The organism is Accumulibacter sp. (assembly GCF_023806625.1).
Taxonomy (GTDB): Bacteria; Pseudomonadota; Gammaproteobacteria; order Burkholderiales; family Rhodocyclaceae; genus Accumulibacter.
The window spans coordinates 29,838-49,650 of record NZ_JAMTDX010000011.1; the positions used below are offsets into that span (position 1 = coordinate 29,838).

Genomic DNA, 19,813 nt, shown 5'->3' on the forward strand with positions numbered 1-19,813 from the left:
GCCTTCCAGACGGCCTTCCAGACGGCCTTCCAGACGGCCTTCCAGACGGCCTTCCCGCAGCCCTTCTTCCTTCCACTGTCGTGTCCAGTTGTCGACCGTTTCGGCCAGCATGGTGTCGATCTCCTGTAGTTCGTTGACTTCCGGGATTGCCTGGCCGGGCATCAGCCGCCGAAGCACGACGCGCTTGATCCACACGACCAGCGCCCGGCGCAGGGTGTCGTACTCCGGACCCTGCAGCCGCTGCTGTAGCTGCGCGACGGCTCGACGGATGTCCGAGGGCGCAGCACTCGTCTCGATCCGGATGATGCCACCGACCGTGTTCGACTCGTCAGCCAGCTGCGCCTCCTCGATGCTCGCTTCTTCGAGCAGAAAGTAGCGGTTCACCGGCCGATAGCACTTCAGGGCACCGGGCAGTTCCTCGATCAGCTCGCCGATGTCCCGGGCGGCGTTCCATGGATCACGGCCATTGTAGACGACCAGTGGGACGACTGCCGGCAGCTTTTCACCGCGGCGCACTTCGCTCCTGCGGATCAGGTCCTGGTACAAGAGGCCGGTATAGACGAGTATCCGCACGGCCATCCAGGGATCGACGGCACTCTGGAATTCGAGCAGCAGGTAGATGTACAGCCAGCGGTCGCGCCACCGAATCCTCCAGATCACGTCTTCTTCGCGTTCGCGAAGGTCGTCGGTGACGTAGCTGCCACCCGACTTCTCGAGCGTCGAGAAGTCGAGTTCCTGGACCCAGTCTTCGCCAACGAAGCCGCGCAGCAGGTCTTCGACGACGACGGCGTGCGTGAAGATCAGCTTGTAGCCGGTGTCCGGGGTGGAGTCAGTGGCCATGATCGACGGGTGTCTGTTGAAACGTCCGGCCAGACAGGCTGCCGGAAGAGTACAGGGCGAGCAATTGGTAGCTCGGGCGATCCACCGGTGGTTGTCCCGGTTCAGCGCGAGTTGCGCCGGCGTGGATCAACCCCGCGACGGACCGCCGCAGCCTTGATGAACTGGGGCCGGGCCCTGACGACGGTGACGATCTTCATCCGACGGCCGCGGCCAGGGCGTCGACGATCCGCTCCTGCGTGCGTTGGTCGAGATAGGGGTGCATCGGCAGGCTGACGACGCGGGCGGCGACGGCCTCCGAGTGTTCGAGGCTCCCGGCGATCCGGCAGGACGTCTCGTAGGCCGGCTGACGATGCAGCGGCACGGGGTAATGGACCGCGGTCGGGATTCCGGCGGCCGACAGGCGATCGAGAACCGCCTGGCGACCATCGACCTGGGCGGTGAACTGCGCCCAGACGCAGGTCCGGTCGGGCCGGACGACGAGCCGCTGCACGCCGGGCACCTGCGCGAGCAGGTGCTGGTAGCGCGCGCCGATGCGCTGGCGCTCTTCGACTTCATGGTCGAGCTGGTCGAGCTTGGCGAGCACGACGGCGCATTGCAGGGTGTCCATGCGCCCGCCGACGCCGAGACGCGGGTGATGGTAGCGCCGGTCCTGGCCGTGCACGCGGATCTCGCGCATGGCCTTGGCGAGCGGGTCGTCGCTGGTGAAGATCGCGCCGCCGTCGCCGTAGCAGCCGAGCGGCTTGCTCGGGAAGAAGCTCGTGCAGCCGATCGTCGACAGCGCGCCGCTGCGTCTGCCCTTGTAGATCGCGCCGAGGCTCTGCGCGCCGTCCTCGATCACCGGGAGATGGCCATGACGCGCGGCGATGGCGTTGATCTCGTCCATGTCGGCGACCTGGCCGTAGAGCGAGACCGGGATGATCGCCCGGGTTTTCGGGGTGATCGCCGCTTCGATCCGGTCGGGGTCGATGTTGCAGGTGTCGGGCTCGACGTCGACGAAGACGGGGACGGCTCCGCAGAGCGCGATGACCTCGGCGGTGGCGACGAAGGTGAACGGGGTGGTGATCACTTCGTGCCCCGGACCGATGCCGAGCGCCATCAGCGCAATGAGCAGGGCCTCGGTGCCCGATGCGACGCTGATGCAGTGCTTCGCGCCGGTGTAGCCGGCGAGTCTCTCTTCGAGCTGGCGGACTTCCGGGCCCATGATGTACTGGCCGTGGTGCAGCACTCTGTCGAGGTTGCGCTCGAGTTGCGGGCGGATCGACCTTTGCTGGCTCCCCAGGTCGATGAACTGCAGCGCGTGCGGCGCTGGAACCCCTTCCTCGACCGACAACCCTTCCAGTGCCTGCTCTGGGGTGACCACCGGAAACTCTCCGAGTGCGTCGAAGGTGGCGTCGCGCGAGACGATCGACACCTGTCCCCCGGAAAGGCAGCGCGCACTGGCCGCGATCTGGGCGTCCTCGAAATCGCGGGCCTGGCGATGGACGTCGCTCTGATCGTATCCCCGATTGCTCAGCACCTTGACCCGCTGCAGCAAGTCGCTGAGCAGACGCCTGGCCAGTGAGCGAGCGGCAATGGCCTCGATCCCCCGCTCCTTGAAACGCTGAATGCAGATGAATTCGAGGGTCGGGAGACTGGCTGCGCTGACCCAGAGACAGACCTGGCCGCTTTCGGCGAAGCCGAAGAGCTGGTCGATGGGCTGCGAACGTTCCGGCCTGAGCCAGAGTTCGACAACGACACTGAGGTCGAGGACCAGATGCCTATCGGTACTCAAGGTGTTTCTCCCGTAGAGCCTGGTCGCGCAATCGGTCGATGTCGCCGTCTTCGAGCGGGGGGCCGCCGCCAAGCTGGGTTTTCCAGGGACCAAGCATCTCGTCGATCGCCTCGCGGATCGGTCGTTTGCCCGGAGAGTCGGGCTCCGGATGGACGTCCGCGATTGCGGGCCCGGGGGAATTCGCAACCGGTGTCGCAGCCTTCTCGGTTCCGGCGAGTTCGTCGTCAGGAACGATCACCGCGACACGGAACCTCGGGTGCCGGAACGCGATATCGGCAGGCAGTTCGATTCGGCCGTGGTCGAAGACGGCTTCGATGCGCATGGTCAGTTCTCCTGAAGGGTCAGCTTGTCTCCGACGAGACGATAGCGTGTTGCGGTGGCCGGACAGCGGGCCTCGCCGTCGCCGCTGACCGGCAGGTCGAGACGCTCGCCGTGGGCGCTGACCCAGCCGATCTGCTTCGCCGGAACGCCGGCGATCAGCGCGTAAGGTTTGACGTCGCGGTTGACGACGGCGCCGGCGGCGACGAAGGCGTATTCGCCAATGGTCACGCCGCAGACGATGGTGCAGTTGGCTCCGAGCGTGGCGCCGCGCCGGACGACGGTATCGCGGTATTCGTGCTTGCGCGAGACGTGGCTGCGCGGATTATAGACGTTGGTGAACACCATGCTCGGCCCGCAGAAGACGTCGTCTTCGAGGGTGACGTTGTCGTACACCGCGACGTTGTTCTGGATCTTGACGTTGTCGCCGATGCGCACCCGGTTGCCGACGAAGACGTTCTGCCCGAGCGAGCAGTCAGCGCCGATCTGCGCGCCGCTGCAGACGTGCACCCAGTGCCAGATGCGGGTGTTGGCGCCGATCTCTGCGCCTTGATCGATGATCGCCGTCGGGTGTGCGGTGTAGGGGGTCATGGCGGGTGTGCAGCCTTTCTGATGAATGGGTGAGCAGGATGAGCGAGGCTGGCGCCCGGCCCAGCCGTCGAACTGTTCGAGCGTGGCCGCCTGCAGACGCACATGGCCCCGGCGGCCAGCGAGTTAGAGAGTATCGCCAGCCTGACCTGGGGGTGGCGCAGCAGCACCGGGCGAACCCGTTCGATCGTCGTCATGCGGTCGGCAGACCCGGGCCTCGACACGAAGCTACAGCGCGAACGCCCTCGGGCGCACGAAACGAGACACGAGCCAGGGCGAGCAGGCGATTGCCCGCTCTCATCTTGCGTACTTTTCGAGGGTGATCGTGGCGTAGGCGATCACCTTCGGCACGACGGCCAGGAGTATCGGAGACAAGGCTGCGACAGCAGTATGGATCTCGAGCATCTTCTCGGCCGCGTATTCATGAGCGATCAGGTTTCTCAGCTCGCGGATGGTGATCAGTTCAGCCGCGTCGGCCCAACCCCGTTTTTCCGCGCGGTAGATTCGGTCGAGCACGGAGCTACCGCCCGTCAGCTCGAGCTCATCGATCAGGCGGAAGACGCGCTGAATCAGCAGGTCCGCCAATCGTGCAAAACGGCTGGTGAAGGATTCGAAGCGCTCCAGTTGTTCCGGCGACAACGCCTCCTGACCAATCAGCTCACGGCATCGTTCGGTCGAATGCCGCAAGTGCGCGGCGGCGAGCTGCAGGCCAGACAGTTCTTCGCGCAGGAGTTCAGCCTTGCTCTGCATCACAGTCGCACGCCTTGTTCGATGACCATTCGCGGGAAAGGCCGGGATGCGTCCGCATACACGACGAGGTCGATCTTGCGCTCGCCGAGCTGCTGGTGCAGCCGGGCCAGGATACCCAGCCTGGCCAGGAGATCGATCTTGCTGGAAAGCACCAGCAGATCGATGTCCCCGCCCCTGGCTGCGTCGTCGACGCGTGAGCCAAAAAGGTAGATCGCCGCCTCTCCATCGACCGCGTGAATCGCTTCGCGGATCGCCGATTGCTCCGTCGTGGCCAATCTCATGCGCTTCTCCCTGCACAGAGATGAGGTGACAGTACAGCTGTTGACCCCGGAGAAGGGCATAGTGACGCCGCCCTTCGTGCCGCCCGGCCGCCCTCCCCCTGCATCCGGAGGCACTCAGCGGAGTTCGCGCAGGGCATGGAAAGGGGCTCTCTGCGGGGGGCCTCCTGACCGCGGGAAGGCCGCGTGCGAGCTCGCGGCCCGTGCGCTGTACGGACGAGTTCAGTCAAGGGTTGCGGCGACTCGCCGGGCAAGGGCACAGGCGGTGGTCCATTTGCCGCCGAAGACGCTGATCAGCGCGCTGTCGCGATGGATGGCGTACTCGCGGGTGGCCCGGGTCGGGTCTGTGGCGGAGCGAAGCAGCGGGCGGACTCCGGCAAAGGTCTCGACGACCTCGGCAGTTCTGTCCTGGCCGGGAAAGTAGTGGCGCAGGACCGCCAGGAGGTAGTTGCGTTCGCTATCGGCGCAGGCGACCGGGTCATCGATCGACTGCCGCACCTCGGTGGTGCCGACGAGGGTCTTGCCTTGCCACGGCAGGACGAAGGCGATTCTCGGCTCGCTCGGGACTTCGAGCAGGTAGGCTTGCGGGCAGGCCCGATCGACGACCAGGTGGCTGCCCCGAACGAGGTCGAGATGATAGGGCGAAGCGATTCCACTCTGGTGCAGGAGCTGTTCGGCCCAGGGCCCACAAACGTTGATCAGCCGGTCGTGCTGCCGTGACGTACCGTCGGCCAAACGAATTCGGCCGGATCGGTCGACACAGCGTACTTCGCAAGCTTCGCCGAGGATGGCGCCAGCTTCCTGTGCCTGCCTGGCAACCCAGAGTCCGAGACGCCGATCGTCCATCTGACCGTCGAAGAAGGCATAGCCGCCGAGCAGGCCCTCTGCGCGCAGTTGCGGGTCGCTGGCGAGCATCTCGCGAGGGGCACACCACTGCGAAGGCGGCAGGGCACTCTGCCCGGCCAGGTGCTCATAGAGGAACAGTCCGGCGCGGACCAGCCAGCGTTGCCGGCGGCTGTCCCGGTAGATCGGCATCACCAGGCGCAATGGGCTGGTGAGCTCGGGAGCGCGGCGCAGCCAGGCGTCCCTTTCGCGCAGCGCTTCGCGGACCAGGCGCAATTCGAGGTTCTCGAGGTAACGCAAACCGCCGTGCAGCAGCTTGGACGAGCGCGAGCTGGTCGCGGCCATCAGACGGTCTCGTTCGTACAGTCGAACGGCATGGCCCTGCTGCTGGAGGAGCCACGCGCAGCAGAGCCCGTTGATGCCGCCGCCGACGATGCCAACGTTCATGTTCTGGCCCGAGTCCTGATCCCGGCCGACGCGCCACCCGGGCGGGTTCTTCTACAGGCGTGGATCCTGCCCGAGACGCTCCAGGCAGGCTACCGCCATGCCCGAATGCCTGAGCATTCAGCACGTGATCGGCGTTGCACTGCCCTCTTCCGTCTCGGCGATTGCCCGAGCTCTGCTGGCCCACCGCGTTCGCCACCCGCCACCTGGAAGTCGAGTCAGGCGCTGACTTCCGACTGCTCCGCCGGTCGGATCCGCGTCAGAGCCCGGAAGCTCTCTGCTCCTGCCTCGCCAGTTCGTCGCGCATCGCCACGATCTCCGCCTTGATCGCCAGATACTCGTCTTCCCGGCGGGCCAGGTACGCCCGCGTCAGTTGCAGCTTGGCAGCGATCCCTTCGGGAGTGAGCAGGTAGGCGTAGCGAAGCTTGTCTTCGGCGCGCAGGAAGTTGCCCGCCTTGACGTAGCCCTTGGCCAGCAACCCCCCTGAGCAGGTAGTTGGCTTTTCCGAGACTCACGCCGAGCCTGCCGGCGAGCTGTCGCTGGCTGACGCCGGGCTCTTCGTCGAGAATCCTCAGGATGCGCAGCTGAGCCTGTTCAGCGGGTTTCATGATCATCGTTCAAGAGGTGAACGCGGATGATAAGGGAAGCGGTTGCAGCGAGCAAGGCATCGCCCACCGATCCGCCGGCCTTCCCCAGCCGAGTGCGCTCGAGCGCCGATCGGCGAGCGGGTGGCTGGTGCGGCAGCCTGTTCTGCGAGCGGTTCGCGGGGCGCGGTCTGCGAACTCGTTGGCTTCAGGGGATCAGGACTTCGATTTCCGGATGGAGCCTGGTCAGCGCCGCGGCGAGTGCCTGCTTGGCACCGTTTTCACCGTGCACCAGGCGGATCTGGCGTGGCCTGCCGCGCATCCGGCCGATGAAGTTGAGCAGGTCCTTCTGATCGGCGTGCGCCGAGTAGCCACCGAGGGTGTGAACGCCGGCGCGGATGTCGTGGCGCTGGCCGTCGAGTTCGACGTGCCCGCCGCCCGGGCCGAACTTCTGGATGATCCGCCCGGGCGTGCCGGCTGCCTGGTAGCCGGTGAACAGCACGTCGTGACGCGGGTCGCCGAGCATCGCCTTGAGATAGCTGACGATCCGCCCGCCGCTGCACATGCCGCTGGCGGCGATGACGATCGCCGGCCGCCCGCTGCGGGCGAGGAAGTCGACGGTGCGCAGGTGGCTGGCGTGGTCGTCGATCGTGGTGAGCTGCGCGAAATCGAGCGGATGGCGGCCGGCGGCCAACTTGCGCCGTGCCTCGCTGTCCCAGTGCTCGCGCAGCCGCATGTACCCGGCAGTGAAGTCGGCGGCCAGCGGCGAATCGACGATGATGTCGAGATCCTGCCAGTCGACGCCGGGGGCGGCCGGACGCTGGCGGTTGCGGTGAATGATCTCTTCGATCTCGTAGAGCAGTTCCTGTGTCCGGCCGATGCTGAACGCCGGAATCAGGATGCTGCCGCCGTTGCCGAAAGCGTGTTCGCAGAGCGCCTGCAGGCGCTGGCGCCGGTCCTTGCGGCTTTCGTGCAGTCGATCGCCGTAGGTGCTCTCGAGGACGACGATGTCGGCCGCGTAAGGCGACCGCGGAGCGGGCAGCAGCGGCGTCCAGGGAGCGCCGAGGTCACCGGAGAAGACGATGCGCTGCCGGTCGGCGCCCTGCCGGATGTCGAACTCGACGTACGCCGAGCCGAGGATGTGACCGGCTGGCGACAGGCGGACACGCAGCTCATGGCGGCCGGAAAGGATCGTCCGCCACTGTTTGTAGGGAACGGCGACGACCTGCCGGCGGATCTGCGCGAGCAACTGCTCGGTCGACGGTCCGTGACTGAGTGTCATGCCGACCTTGACGGCGTCTTCGAGAACCAGCGGCAACAGTGCGGCCGACGCCTGGCTGCAGACAATCGGGCCGGTGTAGCCGGCGGCGAGCAGGTACGGGATGCGTCCGACGTGGTCGATGTGGACGTGGCTGACGACCAGCGCGCGCACCCGCTCGAGTGGGAAGTGGATCGCCAGATTGCGCGCGCCCGAGCCGTCGTGCGCGGTCTCGGCGCCCTGGAAGAGACCGCAGTCGACGAGCACCGACTGCCCATCGGAGAGAACGAGCTGATGGCACGAGCCGGTCACGCCGTCGACGGCGCCGTGATGGATGAAGGTCGACAAGGGACTCACCTGGTGCGCGTGTAGACGCGGTGACCGGGAACCCGGCTGTCTGGCGACACGCTCAGCGGCTCAGGAAGTCGGCGTAGGCACCGGCCAGCCCCTCGTCGAGCGCGATCCGGGCCCGGCAACCGAGCGCGTTGAGGCGTGAGACGTCGAGCAGCTTCCTGGGTGTGCCATCGGGTTTGCCCGGGTCGAAGTCGATTCGCCCGCGGTAGCCGACGACGCGTGCGACGATCTGCGCGAGTTCGCGAATGGTCACGTCCTGGCCGGTGCCGAGGTTGATGTGCGAGCGCATCGGCTCGGTCTGTTCGTCGTAGCTCGCCCGGTCGAGGTTCATGATCTGCACGCTGGCTTCGGCCATGTCGTCGACGTGCAGGAACTCGCGGCGCGGTGTTCCGGTCCCCCAGAGCGTCAGGCAGGGCTCGCTGCGCCCGCTGGCGGTGTCGTCGAGTTGTTCGCGAAGCTCGCCAGGGATCGCGCCGTGCTTCGCCTCGTCCTCTTCGATCGCCGGCCAGTCGCGCGCAGCGGCAAGCCGGGCGAGGTGCAGCTTGCGGATCATCGCCGGGATGACGTGGCTGTTCTGCAGGTCGTAATGGTCGCCGGGACCGTAGAGGTTGGTCGGCATGACGCTGCGGCAGTCGGTGCCGTACTGCCGGTTGTAGCTCTCGCAGAGTTTGATGCCGGCGATCTTGGCGATCGCGTAGGGTTCGTTGGTCGGCTCGAGCGGACCGGTGAGCAGCGCGTCTTCGGCCATCGGCTGGCCGGCGAGCCGCGGATAGATGCAGCTGCTGCCGAGGAAGAGCAGGCGGCGAACCCCGGCGCGCCAGGCTTCGTGCATCACGTTGGCCTCGATCATCAGGTTCTCGTAGATGAACTCGGCGGGATAGCTGTTGTTGGCGTGGATGCCGCCGACGCGGGCAGCGGCGAGGTAGACCTGGTCGGGCCGCTCGGCGGCGAAAAAGGCGCGCACGGCGGCCTGGTCGGTGAGGTCGAGTTCGGCGTGGCCGCGGGTGATCAGCGGCGTCTCGCCGCGCTGGCCAAGGGCTCGGACGATCGCCGAGCCGACCATTCCGCGATGACCGGCGACATAGATCCGGGGGGCGCTCATCGGTTCGCCGCCGTCATTCGTGATGGTCGAAGGTCTGGAAGCCGGCCAGTTTGACCATCGCATCACGGCGCGCCGAGGCGTAGTCGGCCTGGACCATTTCGCTGACCAGTTCGTGCAGGCTGGTCTTCGGCTGCCAGCCGAGCTTCTCGCGGGCCTTGCCCGGATCGCCGAGCAGCGTCTGGACTTCGGTCGGCCGGAAGTAGCGCGGGTCGACGCGGACGATGACCTCGCCGGGCTTGACCTTCGCCTGGTTGCCGCGCACTTCAGTGACGATGGCGACTTCGTCTACGCCCTCGCCCGCGAAACGCACGCCGATGCCCAACTCGGCAGCGGCGAACTCGACGAACTGGCGGACGCTGTACTGGACGCCGGTGGCGATGACGAAGTCTTCGGGCCGTTCCTGCTGAAGCATCAGCCACTGCATCTCGACGTAGTCGCGGGCATGGCCCCAGTCGCGCAGCGCCGAGAGGTTGCCGAGGTAGAGGCATTCCTGGAGGCCGAGCGCGATGCGCGCCATCGCCCGGGTGATCTTGCGGGTGACGAAGGTCTCGCCGCGGATCGGGCTCTCGTGGTTGAAGAGGATGCCGTTGCACGCGTAGATGCCGTAGGCTTCGCGGTAGTTGATGGTGATCCAGTACGCGTAGAGCTTGGCGACGGCGTAGGGACTGCGCGGGTAGAACGGCGTCGACTCCTTCTGCGGCGTTTCCTGGACGAGTCCGTAGAGTTCGGAGGTGCTCGCCTGGTAGAAGCGGCTTTTCTTCTCCAGCCCGAGGATGCGGATCGCTTCGAGGACGCGCAGCGCGCCGATGCCGTCGGCGTTGGCGGTGTACTCGGGCTGCTCGAAGCTGACCGCGACGTGACTCTGCGCCGCGAGGTTGTAGATTTCGTCGGGCCGGACCTGCTGGATGATGCGGATCAGGCTCGTCGAGTCGGTCAGGTCGCCGTGGTGCAGGATGAAGCGTCGATCGGCGACGTGCGGGTCCTGGTAGAGGTGGTCGATGCGCTCGGTGTTGAACAGCGAGCTGCGTCGTTTGACACCGTGAACCTCGTAACCCTTGTCGAGCAGGAACTCGGCGAGATAGGCTCCGTCCTGGCCGGTCACGCCGGTGATCAGGGCGACCTTGCGCGGGTGATTCATGAGCGGGATCCTCGGCTGTATTGAGGGCGAAAGAGCCGTGAAGGAGAGCGGGACGATGCCGTCGAGCCGACCGGCGTCGCTCCCGGCCCGACGCGGGAGTATCCCTGCTCGCGCCGGCTGCTGTCAATCGCCGCCACGCCGACTGCAGTCGGCACCGGCCGGTCGGCGCTCAGGCGCGCAGACGGCCGGCCGTGGCCACGCCGGCGAGGTAGCTGGCATCGCTCTGCAACGTGTGCCAGTCGGCCGCCGGACAGTCGGGCAGCAGGCGCTCGACGCGCTGCGCGCGAAGCGGGTCGGGGGGTACCGCCCAGCCGTCGAGCAGTTCATCGACGGCAGCCGGCGAATTGCAGACCAGCAGCAGGTCGCAGCCGGCGTCCCAGGCGGCCGTGCACCGCTGACTGATACCGCCGGCGACACCGGCACCGGCCATCGACAGGTCGTCGCTGAAGATGACCCCGGCGAAGCCGAGTTGCTCGCGCAGCAGGTCGATCCAGAAGCGCGAAAAGCCGGCCGGCCGCGGGTCGACCAGCCGGTAGATGACGTGCGCGGGCATCACGGCGTCGAGCTTCAGGCGACGGTAGGGCTCGATGTCCGGAGCGATCTCGTCGAGGCGCCGCTCATCGATCGGCAGATCGACGTGCGAGTCGGCCTCGGCCCAGCCGTGCCCCGGGAAATGCTTGCCGCAGGCGGCCATCCCGGCGGCGTGCAGACCCTCGATGAGCTTGGCGGCGAGTGCGATGACCACCTCGGGGGAACGGTGGAATGAGCGGTCGCCGATGACCCGGCTGTGTCCCCAGTCGAGGTCGAGAACCGGGGTGAACGAGAGGTCGACGCCGCAGGCGCGCAACTCGCTGGCCAGAACGTAGCCGACGCGCCGCGCCGCGGTGGCTGCCGCCTCGTGGTCCTCGTCCCAGAGCTGCCCGAGGCAGCGCATCGCCGGCAGGCGCGTGAAGCCGTCGCGGCAGCGCTGCACCCGCCCGCCCTCGTGGTCGATGGCGATCGGCAGCCGCGGCGAGCGCAGCGCGTGGACTTCGGCGGTGAGTTCGGCGAGCTGCGCGGGGGACTCGTAGTTGCGCGCAAAGAGGATCAGCCCTCCGACCAGCGGGTGGCCTAGCCGCCGACGTTCGACGACGCTGAGGCGCGGCCCGACGAGGTCGATCATCAGCGGTCCGAGGGGAAGTTCCTGGGGGGAAGTCATGGCTGCTCCATGATCACGAAAGCGATCGCGTAGTCGTGTTCGTCACTGATCGACAGGTGGGCGACGAGTCGCCGCTGCTCGAGGTAGGCGGCGAGCGGGCCCGCGTATTCGAAGATCGGCTTGCCCCGCGAATCGTGCGCGACCGTAATGTTGGGTAGCGTCGCCGGGGCGACCAGACCGATGCCGAGCGCCTTGCCGAAGGCCTCCTTGGCGGCGAAGCGCTTGGCGAGAAAGCGCGCCGGGTCGCGCACACGGCTGCACTCGAGGCATTCGCGCGGCGAGAGCAGCCGGGCCAGCGCGCGTTGACCGTGCCGCTCGTAGAGGCCGCCGAGCCGGGCGACGGCGGCGATGTCGGTACCCACGCCGACGATCATCGCAAACAGCCGGCGACCGCCGTGTGGCTGACGCCTTGCGGCGGTAGCGGACGGTTGCGAGCGTCGGCGGCCCGCTCACGCACGGGACGTCCGCCGATCACGGCAGCAGGCCACGAACCAGGGTACGTGCCTGGGCTTCGCGAATGAGGCGCTTCATTTCCCGGACTGCCTCGCGCAGGCCGACGAAGACCGCACGGCTGATGATCGCGTGACCGATGTGCAGTTCGCGGATTCCGGGCAACTGCGCGACCGGCTGGACGTTGAAGTAGTTCAGCGCGTGACCGGCGTTGAAGCGCATGCCGAGTTCACGGACGAGCTGGCCAGCCAGGCGGATCCGCGCGAGTTCGGCGACGACGGCGGGGCTTTCGGGGTCGCGTCCCCGGGTGTAGAAGGCGTCGGCGTACGGCCCGGTGTGGATCTCGCAGACGCGCGCGCCGATCCGTGCCGCCGCCTCGACCTGCGCCGGGTCGGCGTCGATGAACACGCTGCTGATGATCCCCGCTCCGCTGAGTCGGGCGACGACTTCGCGCAGCCGCTGCTCCTCGGCGACGATGTCCAGCCCGCCTTCGGTGGTCACTTCCTGCCTCCCCTCGGGGACGAGCATGGCCATCTGCGGCCTGATCCGGCAGGCGATTCCGACCATCTCGTCGGTCGCCGCCATCTCGAGGTTCAGCTTGATCTGCGCCAGTTCGTGGAGCTTCTCGACGTCGGCGTCCTGGATGTGCCGGCGATCCTCACGAAGGTGGATGGTGATCCCGTCCGCTCCGCCGAGATGCGCCTCGACGGCGGCCCACACCGGGTCCGGTTCGTAGGTGCAGCGCGCCTGGCGGATCGTCGCCACGTGGTCGATGTTGACACCCAGTTCGATCATAGTTCCTGCACCTCCCTGAAAATCCGGCGGCTGGCCAGCGGCTTGCCGGCCGTGTAGTGGCCGATCAGCGCGCGCATCAACTGCTTGGCCTCGCTGAGCGAACGCGGGTCGGAAAGGTCGTCGTGGGCCAGGTCGAGCAGAGTCCGACCGCTGACCGCGAGCGCCGACTCGCCCGGAGCGGACAGTCTCAGCGGACCGCGCTCGATCTCGAAAGCATAGTGCGCTTCGGCCTCGACGGCCCGACCCGAGACATCGGTTTCGAGCGTCAGGCCGTAGCCGAGTTCACGCAGCAGCGCCCTCTCGAAGCGCCGCAGGTCGGCTTCGCGGGGGCCGCCAGAGAAGCGGCGCAGCGACTCGGCGTAGGCGTCGAAGAGCCTGGGGTGCGCGTCCTCGCGCGCGAGCAGGGTGATCAGCAGCTCGTTGAGGTAATAGCCGCAGAACAGCGCCTCGCCTGCGAGCAGCGGCTGCCCGCCCTGCCATTCGGCCCTGATCAGCGTGTACACTTCGCCGCGTCCGGCCCAGGAGAGTTCGAGCGGCTGAAAGGCGAGGAGCACGCCGCGCAGCGCCGAGCGCGGCCGCCGCGCTCCCCGGGCGAGCAAGGCGACACGCCCATGGTCACGCGAGAAGACGTCGACGATCAGGCTCGTCTCGCTGTACAGATGGGCGTGCAGCACGAAGCCTGGCTGCCCGTCGACGCGCTGCCGCTGGATCACTCGCCCGACTGTCCGACATTCACCCGCCGCCCTGCCCTATTCGTAACCGAGCGAACGGAGCAGTCGTTCATCATCCGCCCAGCCCGACCTGACCTTGACGAAGACGTCGAGGAAGACCGGTCCGCCGAACAGACGCTCCATGTCCTGGCGTGCCTCCGAAGCGATGCGCTTGACGACTTCGCCGCCACGGCCGACGACGATCGCCTTGTGCGATTCGCGCTCGACGAGGATCGCCGCGCTGATCCGGCGCAACCCTTTGTCGAGCACGAAGCGCTCGACGTCGACGGCAGAGCCGTAGGGCAGTTCGTCGCCAACCAGCCGAAAGAGTTTCTCGCGGATGAATTCGGCAGCCAGGAAGCGTTCGCTGCGGTCGGTGAGTTCGTCCTCCGCATAGAGCAGTCCTCTCGCCGGCAGGAGTTTGCGGGCCTCGCCGAGCACTTCGGCGACCTGCGTGCCGCGCTCGGCGCTAACCGGGACGATCGCCGCGAATTCTCCCTCTTCGGCCAACCGTGCGAGAAAGGGCAGCAACTGCTTCCGGTCGACGATCCGGTCGATTTTGTTGACCACGATGATCACCGGACAACCGACCGGAATCAGCGCGCGTACGGCCCGGTCGCGCTCGTCGTAACGACCGGCTTCGACGACGAGCAGCGCGACATCCACCTGGCCCAGCGCCTGACGGACACCGCGGTTCATCATCCGGTTCAGTGCGTTGCCCTGGCGGGTCTGAAAGCCGGGGGTGTCGACGAAAACGTACTGCGCCCCGGCCGTGGTCAGGATGCCGAGCAGGCGCTGGCGAGTCGTCTGCGCACGGCGCGAGACGATGCTCAACTTCTCGCCGACGAGCCGGTTGAGCAGCGTCGACTTGCCGACGTTCGGGCGGCCGACGATGGCGATCGTCCCGGAGCGCATCCCGCTCACTGCAGGCCCAGCCTGACCAACGCGCGCTCGGCGGCAGCCTGCTCGGCGGCCCGACGGCTCGGGCCGGAACCCTGCGTACACAGCTTGAGCGCCGGGACGTTGCAACTCACCGTGAAAGTCTGGGCGTGTGCCTCGCCTTCGCTGCCGGTGAGCGCGTACAGCGGCAAGGCCAGCCGATTGCCCTGGAGGTATTCCTGGAGGCGTGTCTTGGCGTCTTTGATCGCCTCTCCCGGAGCGATCTCGCCGAGAGCCGGCGAGAACAGGCGGGAGATCACCTGGCTGACCACGGCGAAGCCGGCGTCGAGCCAGACGGCGCCAAACAGTGCTTCGAGCGCGTCGGCGAGAATCGACGGGCGGTTCTGCCCGCCACTGCGCTGCTCTCCCTCACCGAGCCGGAGAAAGGCGCCGAGCGAGAGCTGCAGGGCATGGCGGTGCAGGCTGTCCTGGCGCACCAGCTGAGCACGGAGCCGGGACAGATCGCCCTCGGGCAGATCGGGAAAACGCTCGAAGAGGCAGTGCGCGATCACCGCGTTGAGCACGGCGTCACCGAGAAACTCGAGGCGCTCATTGTGCACCGCGCCGAAGCTGCGGTGCGTCAGTGCGGTCTGGAAGAGCGTCTGATCGCCGAAGACATGACCGAGCGCCCGCTCGAGTCCGGATGCCGTCATGGGCCGTAGCCGCGTCCCGACGAGGAAGCCTTGAAGTCGATCAGCAGGCTGACGTTGGCGACCAGCGGAATCCGCCTCTCGTAGGCGAAAGCAATGACCACCTGGTTGTCTTCCTTGAAGATGTTGAGATCGGCCGGACCGATGGTCTTGATGTGCTCGACCTCGGCGTACTTGCTGTACGCCTGGCGGACCTCGGGAACCGTCCGGCCCATCGACTCGCTGGCGACTTTCTTGACCACCTGGCGAATCTTGTAGTACTCGATGACCTCGGGCACGACCTTGAGGGCGGTGATCGCAACCAGCGCGATGACGATTCCCCAGATGATCAGGGCGGACAGGGCGAGACCGTGCTGACGATTGATCATGGGTGCTCCTTACCTGAATGTGCCGATCCGTCCCGGATCGCCGAAATTCAGCCAGATGAAAAAGGCCTTGCCAACGATGTTTTCGTCAGGGACGAAACCCCAGAAGCGGCTGTCGCGGCTGTTGTCACGGTTGTCGCCCATCACGAAATAGTTGCCGGGCGGCACCGTACAGATCACCCCTTCCACATTGTAGGTACAGTCGCGGCGATTGGGAAACTGCACCGGCCCGGGAACGTAGGGTGGCGCATCGGGGTCGTTGAGCGTCCGGTACTCGGCCTGGTCGAGTCTCTCGATGAACTGTCGCGAATAGTAGAGCCGCTCGGGATGCAGGTAGTCATCGATCCGCTCGGTCGGCACCGGCCGGCCATTGATCGTCAGGCGCTTGTTCTGGTAGGCCACCTGGTCACCGGGCACCCCGATGACCCGCTTGATGTAGTCGAGCGAGGGATCCTCGGGATAGCGGAAGACCATCACGTCGCCGCGCTGCGGACTGCCGACGTCGATGATCTTGCGGTTGATCACCGGCAGACGGATGCCATAGGTGTACTTGTTGACCAGGATGAAGTCGCCGACCTCGAGCGTCGGAATCATCGACCCGGAAGGGATCTTGAACGGTTCGGCGAGGAACGAGCGCAAGATGAAGACGATCAGGATCACCGGAAAGAAGCTTGCTCCGTACTCGACCCACCACGGGTCGCTCGAGCCCGCCGGACGGCGCTTGCGCAGGAAGAATCGGTCGGCAACCCAGACCGCCCCGCTGACGACCAGCAGGATGAACAGAATCAAGGCGAAGTTCACTCGCTCGCTCCCTTACTTGCCGACGCGCAGGACGGCCAGGAAGGCCTCCTGGGGAATTTCCACGGAGCCGACCTGTTTCATGCGCTTCTTGCCGGCCTTCTGCTTCTCGAGCAGCTTCTTCTTGCGCGTGATGTCGCCGCCGTAGCACTTGGCGAGCACGTCCTTGCGCAACGCCTTGACGTTCTCTCGGGCGATGATGTTCGCACCGATCGCCGCCTGGATCGCGACGTCGTACATCTGGCGGGGGATCAGCTCACGCATCCGGGCGGCGAGTTCGCGGCCGCGGAACATCGAATTCGCGCGGTGCAGGATCACCGACAGCGCATCGACGCGCTCGCCGTTGATCAGGACGTCGAGCTTGACGACGTCGGCCGCCCGATACTCCTTGAACTCGTAGTCGAGAGACGCGTAGCCGCGCGACACCGACTTCAGACGGTCGAAGAAGTCCATGACCACCTCGGCCATCGGCATCTCGTAGACCAGCTGCACCTGCCGCCCGTGATAGAGCATGTCCACCTGGTTGCCGCGCTTCTGGTTGCACAACGTGATCACGTTGCCGAGGTAATCCTGCGGCACGAAGATCGTCGCGGTGATGATCGGCTCGCGGATCTCTTCGATCTTGGCGACTTCGGGCAGCCGGGCCGGGTTTTCCACGTAGCTCACGCTGCCGTCGCGGAGCTGGACTTCATAGACGACGGTCGGCGCGGTGGTGATCAGGTCCTGGTCGAACTCGCGCTCGAGCCGCTCCTGGACGATCTCCATGTGCAGCAGTCCGAGGAAACCGCAGCGGAAGCCGAATCCGAGCGCCTGGGAGACTTCGGGCTCGTAACGCAGCGAGGCGTCGTTGAGCTTGAGCTTTTCGAGCGACTCGCGCAGCGAGTCGTACTGGTTCGCTTCGACGGGATAGAGACCGGCGAAAACCTGCGACTTGATCTCCTTGAATCCAGGCAGCGCCGTACTCGCCGGACGGTCGACGAGCGTCAGCGTGTCGCCGACCTGGGCCGCCTGCAGTTCCTTGATTCCCGAAATCACGTAGCCGACTTCACCGGCGCGCAGCATGTCGCGGGCGACCGCCTTGGGGGTGAACACGCCGACCTGTTCGCAGAGGTGCGTCGAACCGGTGGCCATCAGGCGGATCCGGTCCTTCGGCCGGAGGCTGCCGTCGAAGACGCGAACGAGCATGACGACGCCGACGTAGTTGTCGAACCACGCGTCGACGAGCAGCGCCTTGAGCGGCGCCTCGGGGTCGCCCTCGGGCGGCGGAATCCGGGCGACGATCGCTTCGAGGATCTCCTCGACGCCGACCCCGGTCTTGGCCGACGCCGGGACGGCTTCGGAGGCGTCCAGACCGATCACGTCCTCGATCTCCTGACGGGCGCGGTCGGGCATCGCCGACGGCAGGTCGATCTTGTTGAGAACCGGAACGACTTCGACGCCGAGTTCGATCGCCGTGTAGCAGTTGGCGACGGTCTGCGCCTCGACCCCCTGCGACGCATCGACGACGAGCAGCGCCCCTTCGCACGCGGACAGCGAACGCGAGACCTCGTACGAAAAGTCGACGTGGCCGGGAGTATCGATCAGGTTGAGCTGGTAGGTCAGTCCGTCGCGCGCACGGTACTGCAGCGCCGCGGTTTGCGCCTTGATGGTGATCCCCCGCTCGCGCTCGATGTCCATCGAATCGAGCACCTGAGCCTCCATCTCGCGATCCGACAGGCCTCCGCAGAGATGGATGATCCGGTCGGCCAGCGTCGACTTCCCATGGTCGATGTGCGCGATGATCGAGAAGTTGCGGATGTGATGCACTTCGCTGTCGAGCTTCCTGGAAGGAACAAGGCGAGCCGCAACCCTGGCCGGGCCGCCGGAAGGCGCGGATTCTAGCCGATTTCGTTCAGGTAATCACGGACTCTCGGGATATCCAGAAAGTAGTGGCAGAGTTCGACGCCGGCGTGCAGGAGCACCGGCACCCGTTCGTCGTAGCGCGCTTCGAGCGCCGGGTCGGCATCGACGTCGAGAACCTCGACGCCCACGCCGAACTCCTCGGCGAGCGGCGCAAGCGCCGTTTCCATCTGCGTGCACAGGTGACAGTAGCGGCGGGAGACGAGTGTCAGCCGTACGGCAGCGCTCACCGGTCGCTCATCCCCCTGATCGTGACGAAGGTCTGCATCTCGCCGCGGCGGACGAGCAGCGTGACGTTGGCGGACTTGTCGAACTGTCCGAGCAGGCGATTGAACTGCTCGACAGTGCGAATCTCGATCGTCTCGCCCTGCGCGATCAACGCCAAAATGACGTCTCCAGGCCGCAGGTCGGCGCGCGCGGCGTTGGTCCGCACGTCCTCGATCAGCAAGCCGCCATTGACCTTCAACTGGCGCTTCTGTTCGGCGCTCAGTTCGGAGACGACGAGCCCGAGCCGATTGGCGGCCCGCTCGACCGGCTTGCTGCTCCGCTGGCTGCGCTGCGCAACCTGTTCGTCCGGGATCTCGGCGACGACGAGTTGCACGTCGCGGGTCGCTCCCTTGCGCCAGACGTGCACGGCTACCCGGCTGCCCGGCTTCGTGTTGCCAACGATCCGCGGCAGGTCGCTCGAGCTGGCGATCGGCTTGCCGTCGAACCTGAGGATCACGTCGCCGGCTTCGATGCCTGCCTTGTCCGCCGGCCCTCCCTTCTCCACCGAGTTGACCAGCGCTCCCTGGACCTTGCCGAGGCCAAACGATTCGGCGAGTTCCTTGGTCACTTCCTGGATGACCACACCCATCCGGCCGCGGCTGACCTTGCCGCTGGCGCGCAGTTGCGACTGGACGTCCATCGCCACGTCGATCGGTATGGCGAACGAGATGCCCATGAACCCGCCCGAGCGGCTGTAGATCTGCGAGTTGATGCCGACCACCTCGCCCCTCATGTTGAACAGCGGACCGCCCGAGTTACCCGGATTTACTGCTACGTCGGTCTGGATGAAGGGAACGTAGTTTTCCTGGGGCAGCGAGCGCCCCTTGGCACTGACGATTCCGGCGGTCACGCTGTTGTCGAAGCCGAACGGCGAGCCGATCGCCACCACCCACTCCCCGACCTTGAGCAGGTTCGGATCGCCAAAGCGGACGGCCGGCAGGCCGGACGCTTCGATCTTGATCAGCGCGACGTCGGTGCGCTTGTCGGCTCCGATTACCCGGGCCTTGAACTCGCGCTTGTCGGTCAACCGAACGAGGATCTCGTCGGCCGAATCGACGACATGGGCATTGGTCAGGATGTAACCGTCCGCGCTGACGACGAAGCCCGAGCCCAGCGAACGGCTCTCGAACTCACGCGGCATTCCCGGGATCCCGGGCATCCCGGGCTGTCGGGGAATGAACCGGCGAAAGAATTCGTACATCGGATCGTTCTCGTCGAACGGGAACGGCTGGGCGCCGCGCCCACCGCTGCGCGCCGTCTGCGTCGTGCTGATGTTGACCACCGCCGGACCCTGCTTCTCGACGAGTTCGGTGAAATCGGGCAGGCCGCGGTTCTGGGCCTGGGCGAAGACGGCGAAGAAGCTCAGCAGGAGAGCTGCAAGCAACTGTTTCATGGCACCAGTGGCCTCCTGAAGGTCATTGGATGAACCGGCAAACCCCGGACGAACGCCAACCCAGATGGCGATGTGGCCGCG

The 19,813-nt window shown here is 66.4% G+C and carries 21 protein-coding genes and 1 pseudogene; all 22 read right to left on the reverse strand.

The features are described from left to right. Window positions 1-840, reverse strand: an 840-nt coding sequence (locus tag NFW05_RS02850) for an Rpn family recombination-promoting nuclease/putative transposase (protein ID WP_295302632.1), incomplete at its 3' end; no start/stop codon positions are given. Between the two features lie 193 nt (window positions 841-1,033). After that, window positions 1,034-2,611, reverse strand: a complete 1,578-nt coding sequence (locus tag NFW05_RS02855) for an aminotransferase class I/II-fold pyridoxal phosphate-dependent enzyme (RefSeq protein WP_295302634.1) — start codon at window positions 2,609-2,611, stop codon at window positions 1,034-1,036. Continuing rightward, window positions 2,598-2,933 (reverse strand): hypothetical protein, encoded by a 336-nt coding sequence (locus NFW05_RS02860; RefSeq protein WP_295302637.1) that lies wholly within the window; start codon window positions 2,931-2,933, stop codon window positions 2,598-2,600. The genes NFW05_RS02855 and NFW05_RS02860 overlap by 14 nt, the downstream gene beginning before the upstream one ends. A gap of 2 nt (window positions 2,934-2,935) precedes the next feature. Next, window positions 2,936-3,520 (reverse strand): acyltransferase, encoded by a 585-nt coding sequence (locus NFW05_RS02865; RefSeq protein ID WP_295302638.1) that lies wholly within the window; start codon window positions 3,518-3,520, stop codon window positions 2,936-2,938. 294 nt (window positions 3,521-3,814) lie between these two features. Next, window positions 3,815-4,267 carry a hypothetical protein gene (locus NFW05_RS02870; RefSeq protein WP_295302640.1) on the reverse strand — a complete coding sequence of 151 codons (453 nt, stop codon included), beginning with the start codon at window positions 4,265-4,267 and terminating at the stop codon, window positions 3,815-3,817. Continuing rightward, window positions 4,267-4,548, reverse strand: a complete 282-nt coding sequence (locus NFW05_RS02875; RefSeq protein ID WP_295302642.1) for a nucleotidyltransferase domain-containing protein — start codon at window positions 4,546-4,548, stop codon at window positions 4,267-4,269. The genes NFW05_RS02870 and NFW05_RS02875 overlap by 1 nt, the downstream gene beginning before the upstream one ends. A gap of 219 nt (window positions 4,549-4,767) precedes the next feature. After that, window positions 4,768-5,835 (reverse strand): FAD-dependent oxidoreductase, encoded by a 1,068-nt coding sequence (locus NFW05_RS02880; RefSeq protein ID WP_295302644.1) that lies wholly within the window; start codon window positions 5,833-5,835, stop codon window positions 4,768-4,770. 256 nt (window positions 5,836-6,091) lie between these two features. Next, window positions 6,092-6,440: pseudogene (locus NFW05_RS02885) on the reverse strand (MarR family EPS-associated transcriptional regulator). Window positions 6,441-6,624: 184 nt separating this feature from the next. After that, a complete protein-coding gene (locus NFW05_RS02890) occupies window positions 6,625-8,022 on the reverse strand; it encodes an MBL fold metallo-hydrolase (protein WP_295302871.1) in 1,398 nt (465 codons plus the stop codon). A gap of 61 nt (window positions 8,023-8,083) precedes the next feature. Further along, window positions 8,084-9,130, reverse strand: a complete 1,047-nt coding sequence (locus NFW05_RS02895) for a GDP-L-fucose synthase (protein WP_295302646.1) — start codon at window positions 9,128-9,130, stop codon at window positions 8,084-8,086. Window positions 9,131-9,143: 13 nt separating this feature from the next. Continuing rightward, on the reverse strand, window positions 9,144-10,268 hold the full coding sequence (gene gmd, locus NFW05_RS02900; protein WP_295302647.1) for a GDP-mannose 4,6-dehydratase: 1,125 nt from the start codon (window positions 10,266-10,268) through the stop codon (window positions 9,144-9,146). A 169-nt stretch (window positions 10,269-10,437) separates the two neighbouring features. Then, entirely contained in the window at window positions 10,438-11,466 is a 1,029-nt protein-coding gene (gene nagZ, locus NFW05_RS02905; protein ID WP_295302649.1) for a beta-N-acetylhexosaminidase, read from the reverse strand. Further along, window positions 11,463-11,840 carry a holo-ACP synthase gene (gene acpS / locus NFW05_RS02910; RefSeq protein ID WP_295302651.1) on the reverse strand — a complete coding sequence of 126 codons (378 nt, stop codon included), beginning with the start codon at window positions 11,838-11,840 and terminating at the stop codon, window positions 11,463-11,465. The genes nagZ and acpS overlap by 4 nt, the downstream gene beginning before the upstream one ends. 97 nt (window positions 11,841-11,937) lie before the next feature. Beyond that, window positions 11,938-12,711, reverse strand: a complete 774-nt coding sequence (locus tag NFW05_RS02915; RefSeq protein WP_295302653.1) for a pyridoxine 5'-phosphate synthase — start codon at window positions 12,709-12,711, stop codon at window positions 11,938-11,940. Further along, window positions 12,708-13,424 carry a DNA repair protein RecO gene (gene recO / locus NFW05_RS02920; protein ID WP_295302655.1) on the reverse strand — a complete coding sequence of 239 codons (717 nt, stop codon included), beginning with the start codon at window positions 13,422-13,424 and terminating at the stop codon, window positions 12,708-12,710. Before recO ends, NFW05_RS02915 begins: the two co-directional genes overlap by 4 nt. A gap of 36 nt (window positions 13,425-13,460) precedes the next feature. Continuing rightward, window positions 13,461-14,336, reverse strand: coding sequence for a GTPase Era (era, locus tag NFW05_RS02925; protein WP_295302872.1), 876 nt, complete (start codon window positions 14,334-14,336; stop codon window positions 13,461-13,463). Window positions 14,337-14,341: 5 nt separating this feature from the next. Continuing rightward, complete coding sequence (gene rnc, locus NFW05_RS02930) at window positions 14,342-15,013, reverse strand: ribonuclease III (RefSeq protein ID WP_295302657.1); 672 nt, start codon at window positions 15,011-15,013, stop codon at window positions 14,342-14,344. After that, on the reverse strand, window positions 15,010-15,378 hold the full coding sequence (locus NFW05_RS02935) for a DUF4845 domain-containing protein (protein ID WP_295302658.1): 369 nt from the start codon (window positions 15,376-15,378) through the stop codon (window positions 15,010-15,012). The genes rnc and NFW05_RS02935 overlap by 4 nt, the downstream gene beginning before the upstream one ends. A 9-nt stretch (window positions 15,379-15,387) precedes the next feature. Continuing rightward, window positions 15,388-16,176, reverse strand: a complete 789-nt coding sequence (lepB, locus tag NFW05_RS02940; RefSeq protein ID WP_295302659.1) for a signal peptidase I — start codon at window positions 16,174-16,176, stop codon at window positions 15,388-15,390. A 12-nt stretch (window positions 16,177-16,188) separates the two neighbouring features. Then, window positions 16,189-17,979, reverse strand: coding sequence for a translation elongation factor 4 (gene lepA / locus NFW05_RS02945; protein WP_295302661.1), 1,791 nt, complete (start codon window positions 17,977-17,979; stop codon window positions 16,189-16,191). Window positions 17,980-18,050: 71 nt separating this feature from the next. Further along, window positions 18,051-18,302 (reverse strand): glutaredoxin family protein, encoded by a 252-nt coding sequence (locus tag NFW05_RS02950; RefSeq protein WP_295302663.1) that lies wholly within the window; start codon window positions 18,300-18,302, stop codon window positions 18,051-18,053. Beyond that, window positions 18,299-19,732, reverse strand: coding sequence for a DegQ family serine endoprotease (locus NFW05_RS02955; protein ID WP_295302665.1), 1,434 nt, complete (start codon window positions 19,730-19,732; stop codon window positions 18,299-18,301). Before NFW05_RS02955 ends, NFW05_RS02950 begins: the two co-directional genes overlap by 4 nt. Between the last annotated feature and the right edge of the window lie 81 nt (window positions 19,733-19,813).

Excerpts from the sequence above, each read along its gene's own strand:
- NFW05_RS02860 (WP_295302637.1), bottom strand. The coding sequence starts at position 2,933 with ATGCGCATCGAAGCCGTCTTCGACCACGGCCGAATCGAACTGCCTGCC.
- NFW05_RS02895 (WP_295302646.1), bottom strand. The coding sequence starts at position 9,130 with ATGAGCGCCCCCCGGATCTATGTCGCCGGTCATCGCGGAATGGTCGGC.
- NFW05_RS02955 (WP_295302665.1), bottom strand. The coding sequence starts at position 19,732 with ATGAAACAGTTGCTTGCAGCTCTCCTGCTGAGCTTCTTCGCCGTCTTC.
- era (WP_295302872.1), bottom strand. The coding sequence starts at position 14,336 with ATGCGCTCCGGGACGATCGCCATCGTCGGCCGCCCGAACGTCGGCAAG.
- NFW05_RS02880 (WP_295302644.1), bottom strand. The coding sequence starts at position 5,835 with ATGAACGTTGGCATCGTCGGCGGCGGCATCAACGGGCTCTGCTGCGCG.
- acpS (WP_295302651.1), bottom strand. The coding sequence starts at position 11,840 with ATGATCGTCGGCGTGGGTACCGACATCGCCGCCGTCGCCCGGCTCGGC.
- NFW05_RS02935 (WP_295302658.1), bottom strand. The coding sequence starts at position 15,378 with ATGATCAATCGTCAGCACGGTCTCGCCCTGTCCGCCCTGATCATCTGG.
- NFW05_RS02875 (WP_295302642.1), bottom strand. The coding sequence starts at position 4,548 with ATGAGATTGGCCACGACGGAGCAATCGGCGATCCGCGAAGCGATTCAC.
- NFW05_RS02865 (WP_295302638.1), bottom strand. The coding sequence starts at position 3,520 with ATGACCCCCTACACCGCACACCCGACGGCGATCATCGATCAAGGCGCA.
- NFW05_RS02870 (WP_295302640.1), bottom strand. The coding sequence starts at position 4,267 with ATGCAGAGCAAGGCTGAACTCCTGCGCGAAGAACTGTCTGGCCTGCAG.
- gmd (WP_295302647.1), bottom strand. The coding sequence starts at position 10,268 with ATGAATCACCCGCGCAAGGTCGCCCTGATCACCGGCGTGACCGGCCAG.
- rnc (WP_295302657.1), bottom strand. The coding sequence starts at position 15,013 with ATGACGGCATCCGGACTCGAGCGGGCGCTCGGTCATGTCTTCGGCGAT.
- nagZ (WP_295302649.1), bottom strand. The coding sequence starts at position 11,466 with ATGACTTCCCCCCAGGAACTTCCCCTCGGACCGCTGATGATCGACCTC.
- NFW05_RS02915 (WP_295302653.1), bottom strand. The coding sequence starts at position 12,711 with ATGATCGAACTGGGTGTCAACATCGACCACGTGGCGACGATCCGCCAG.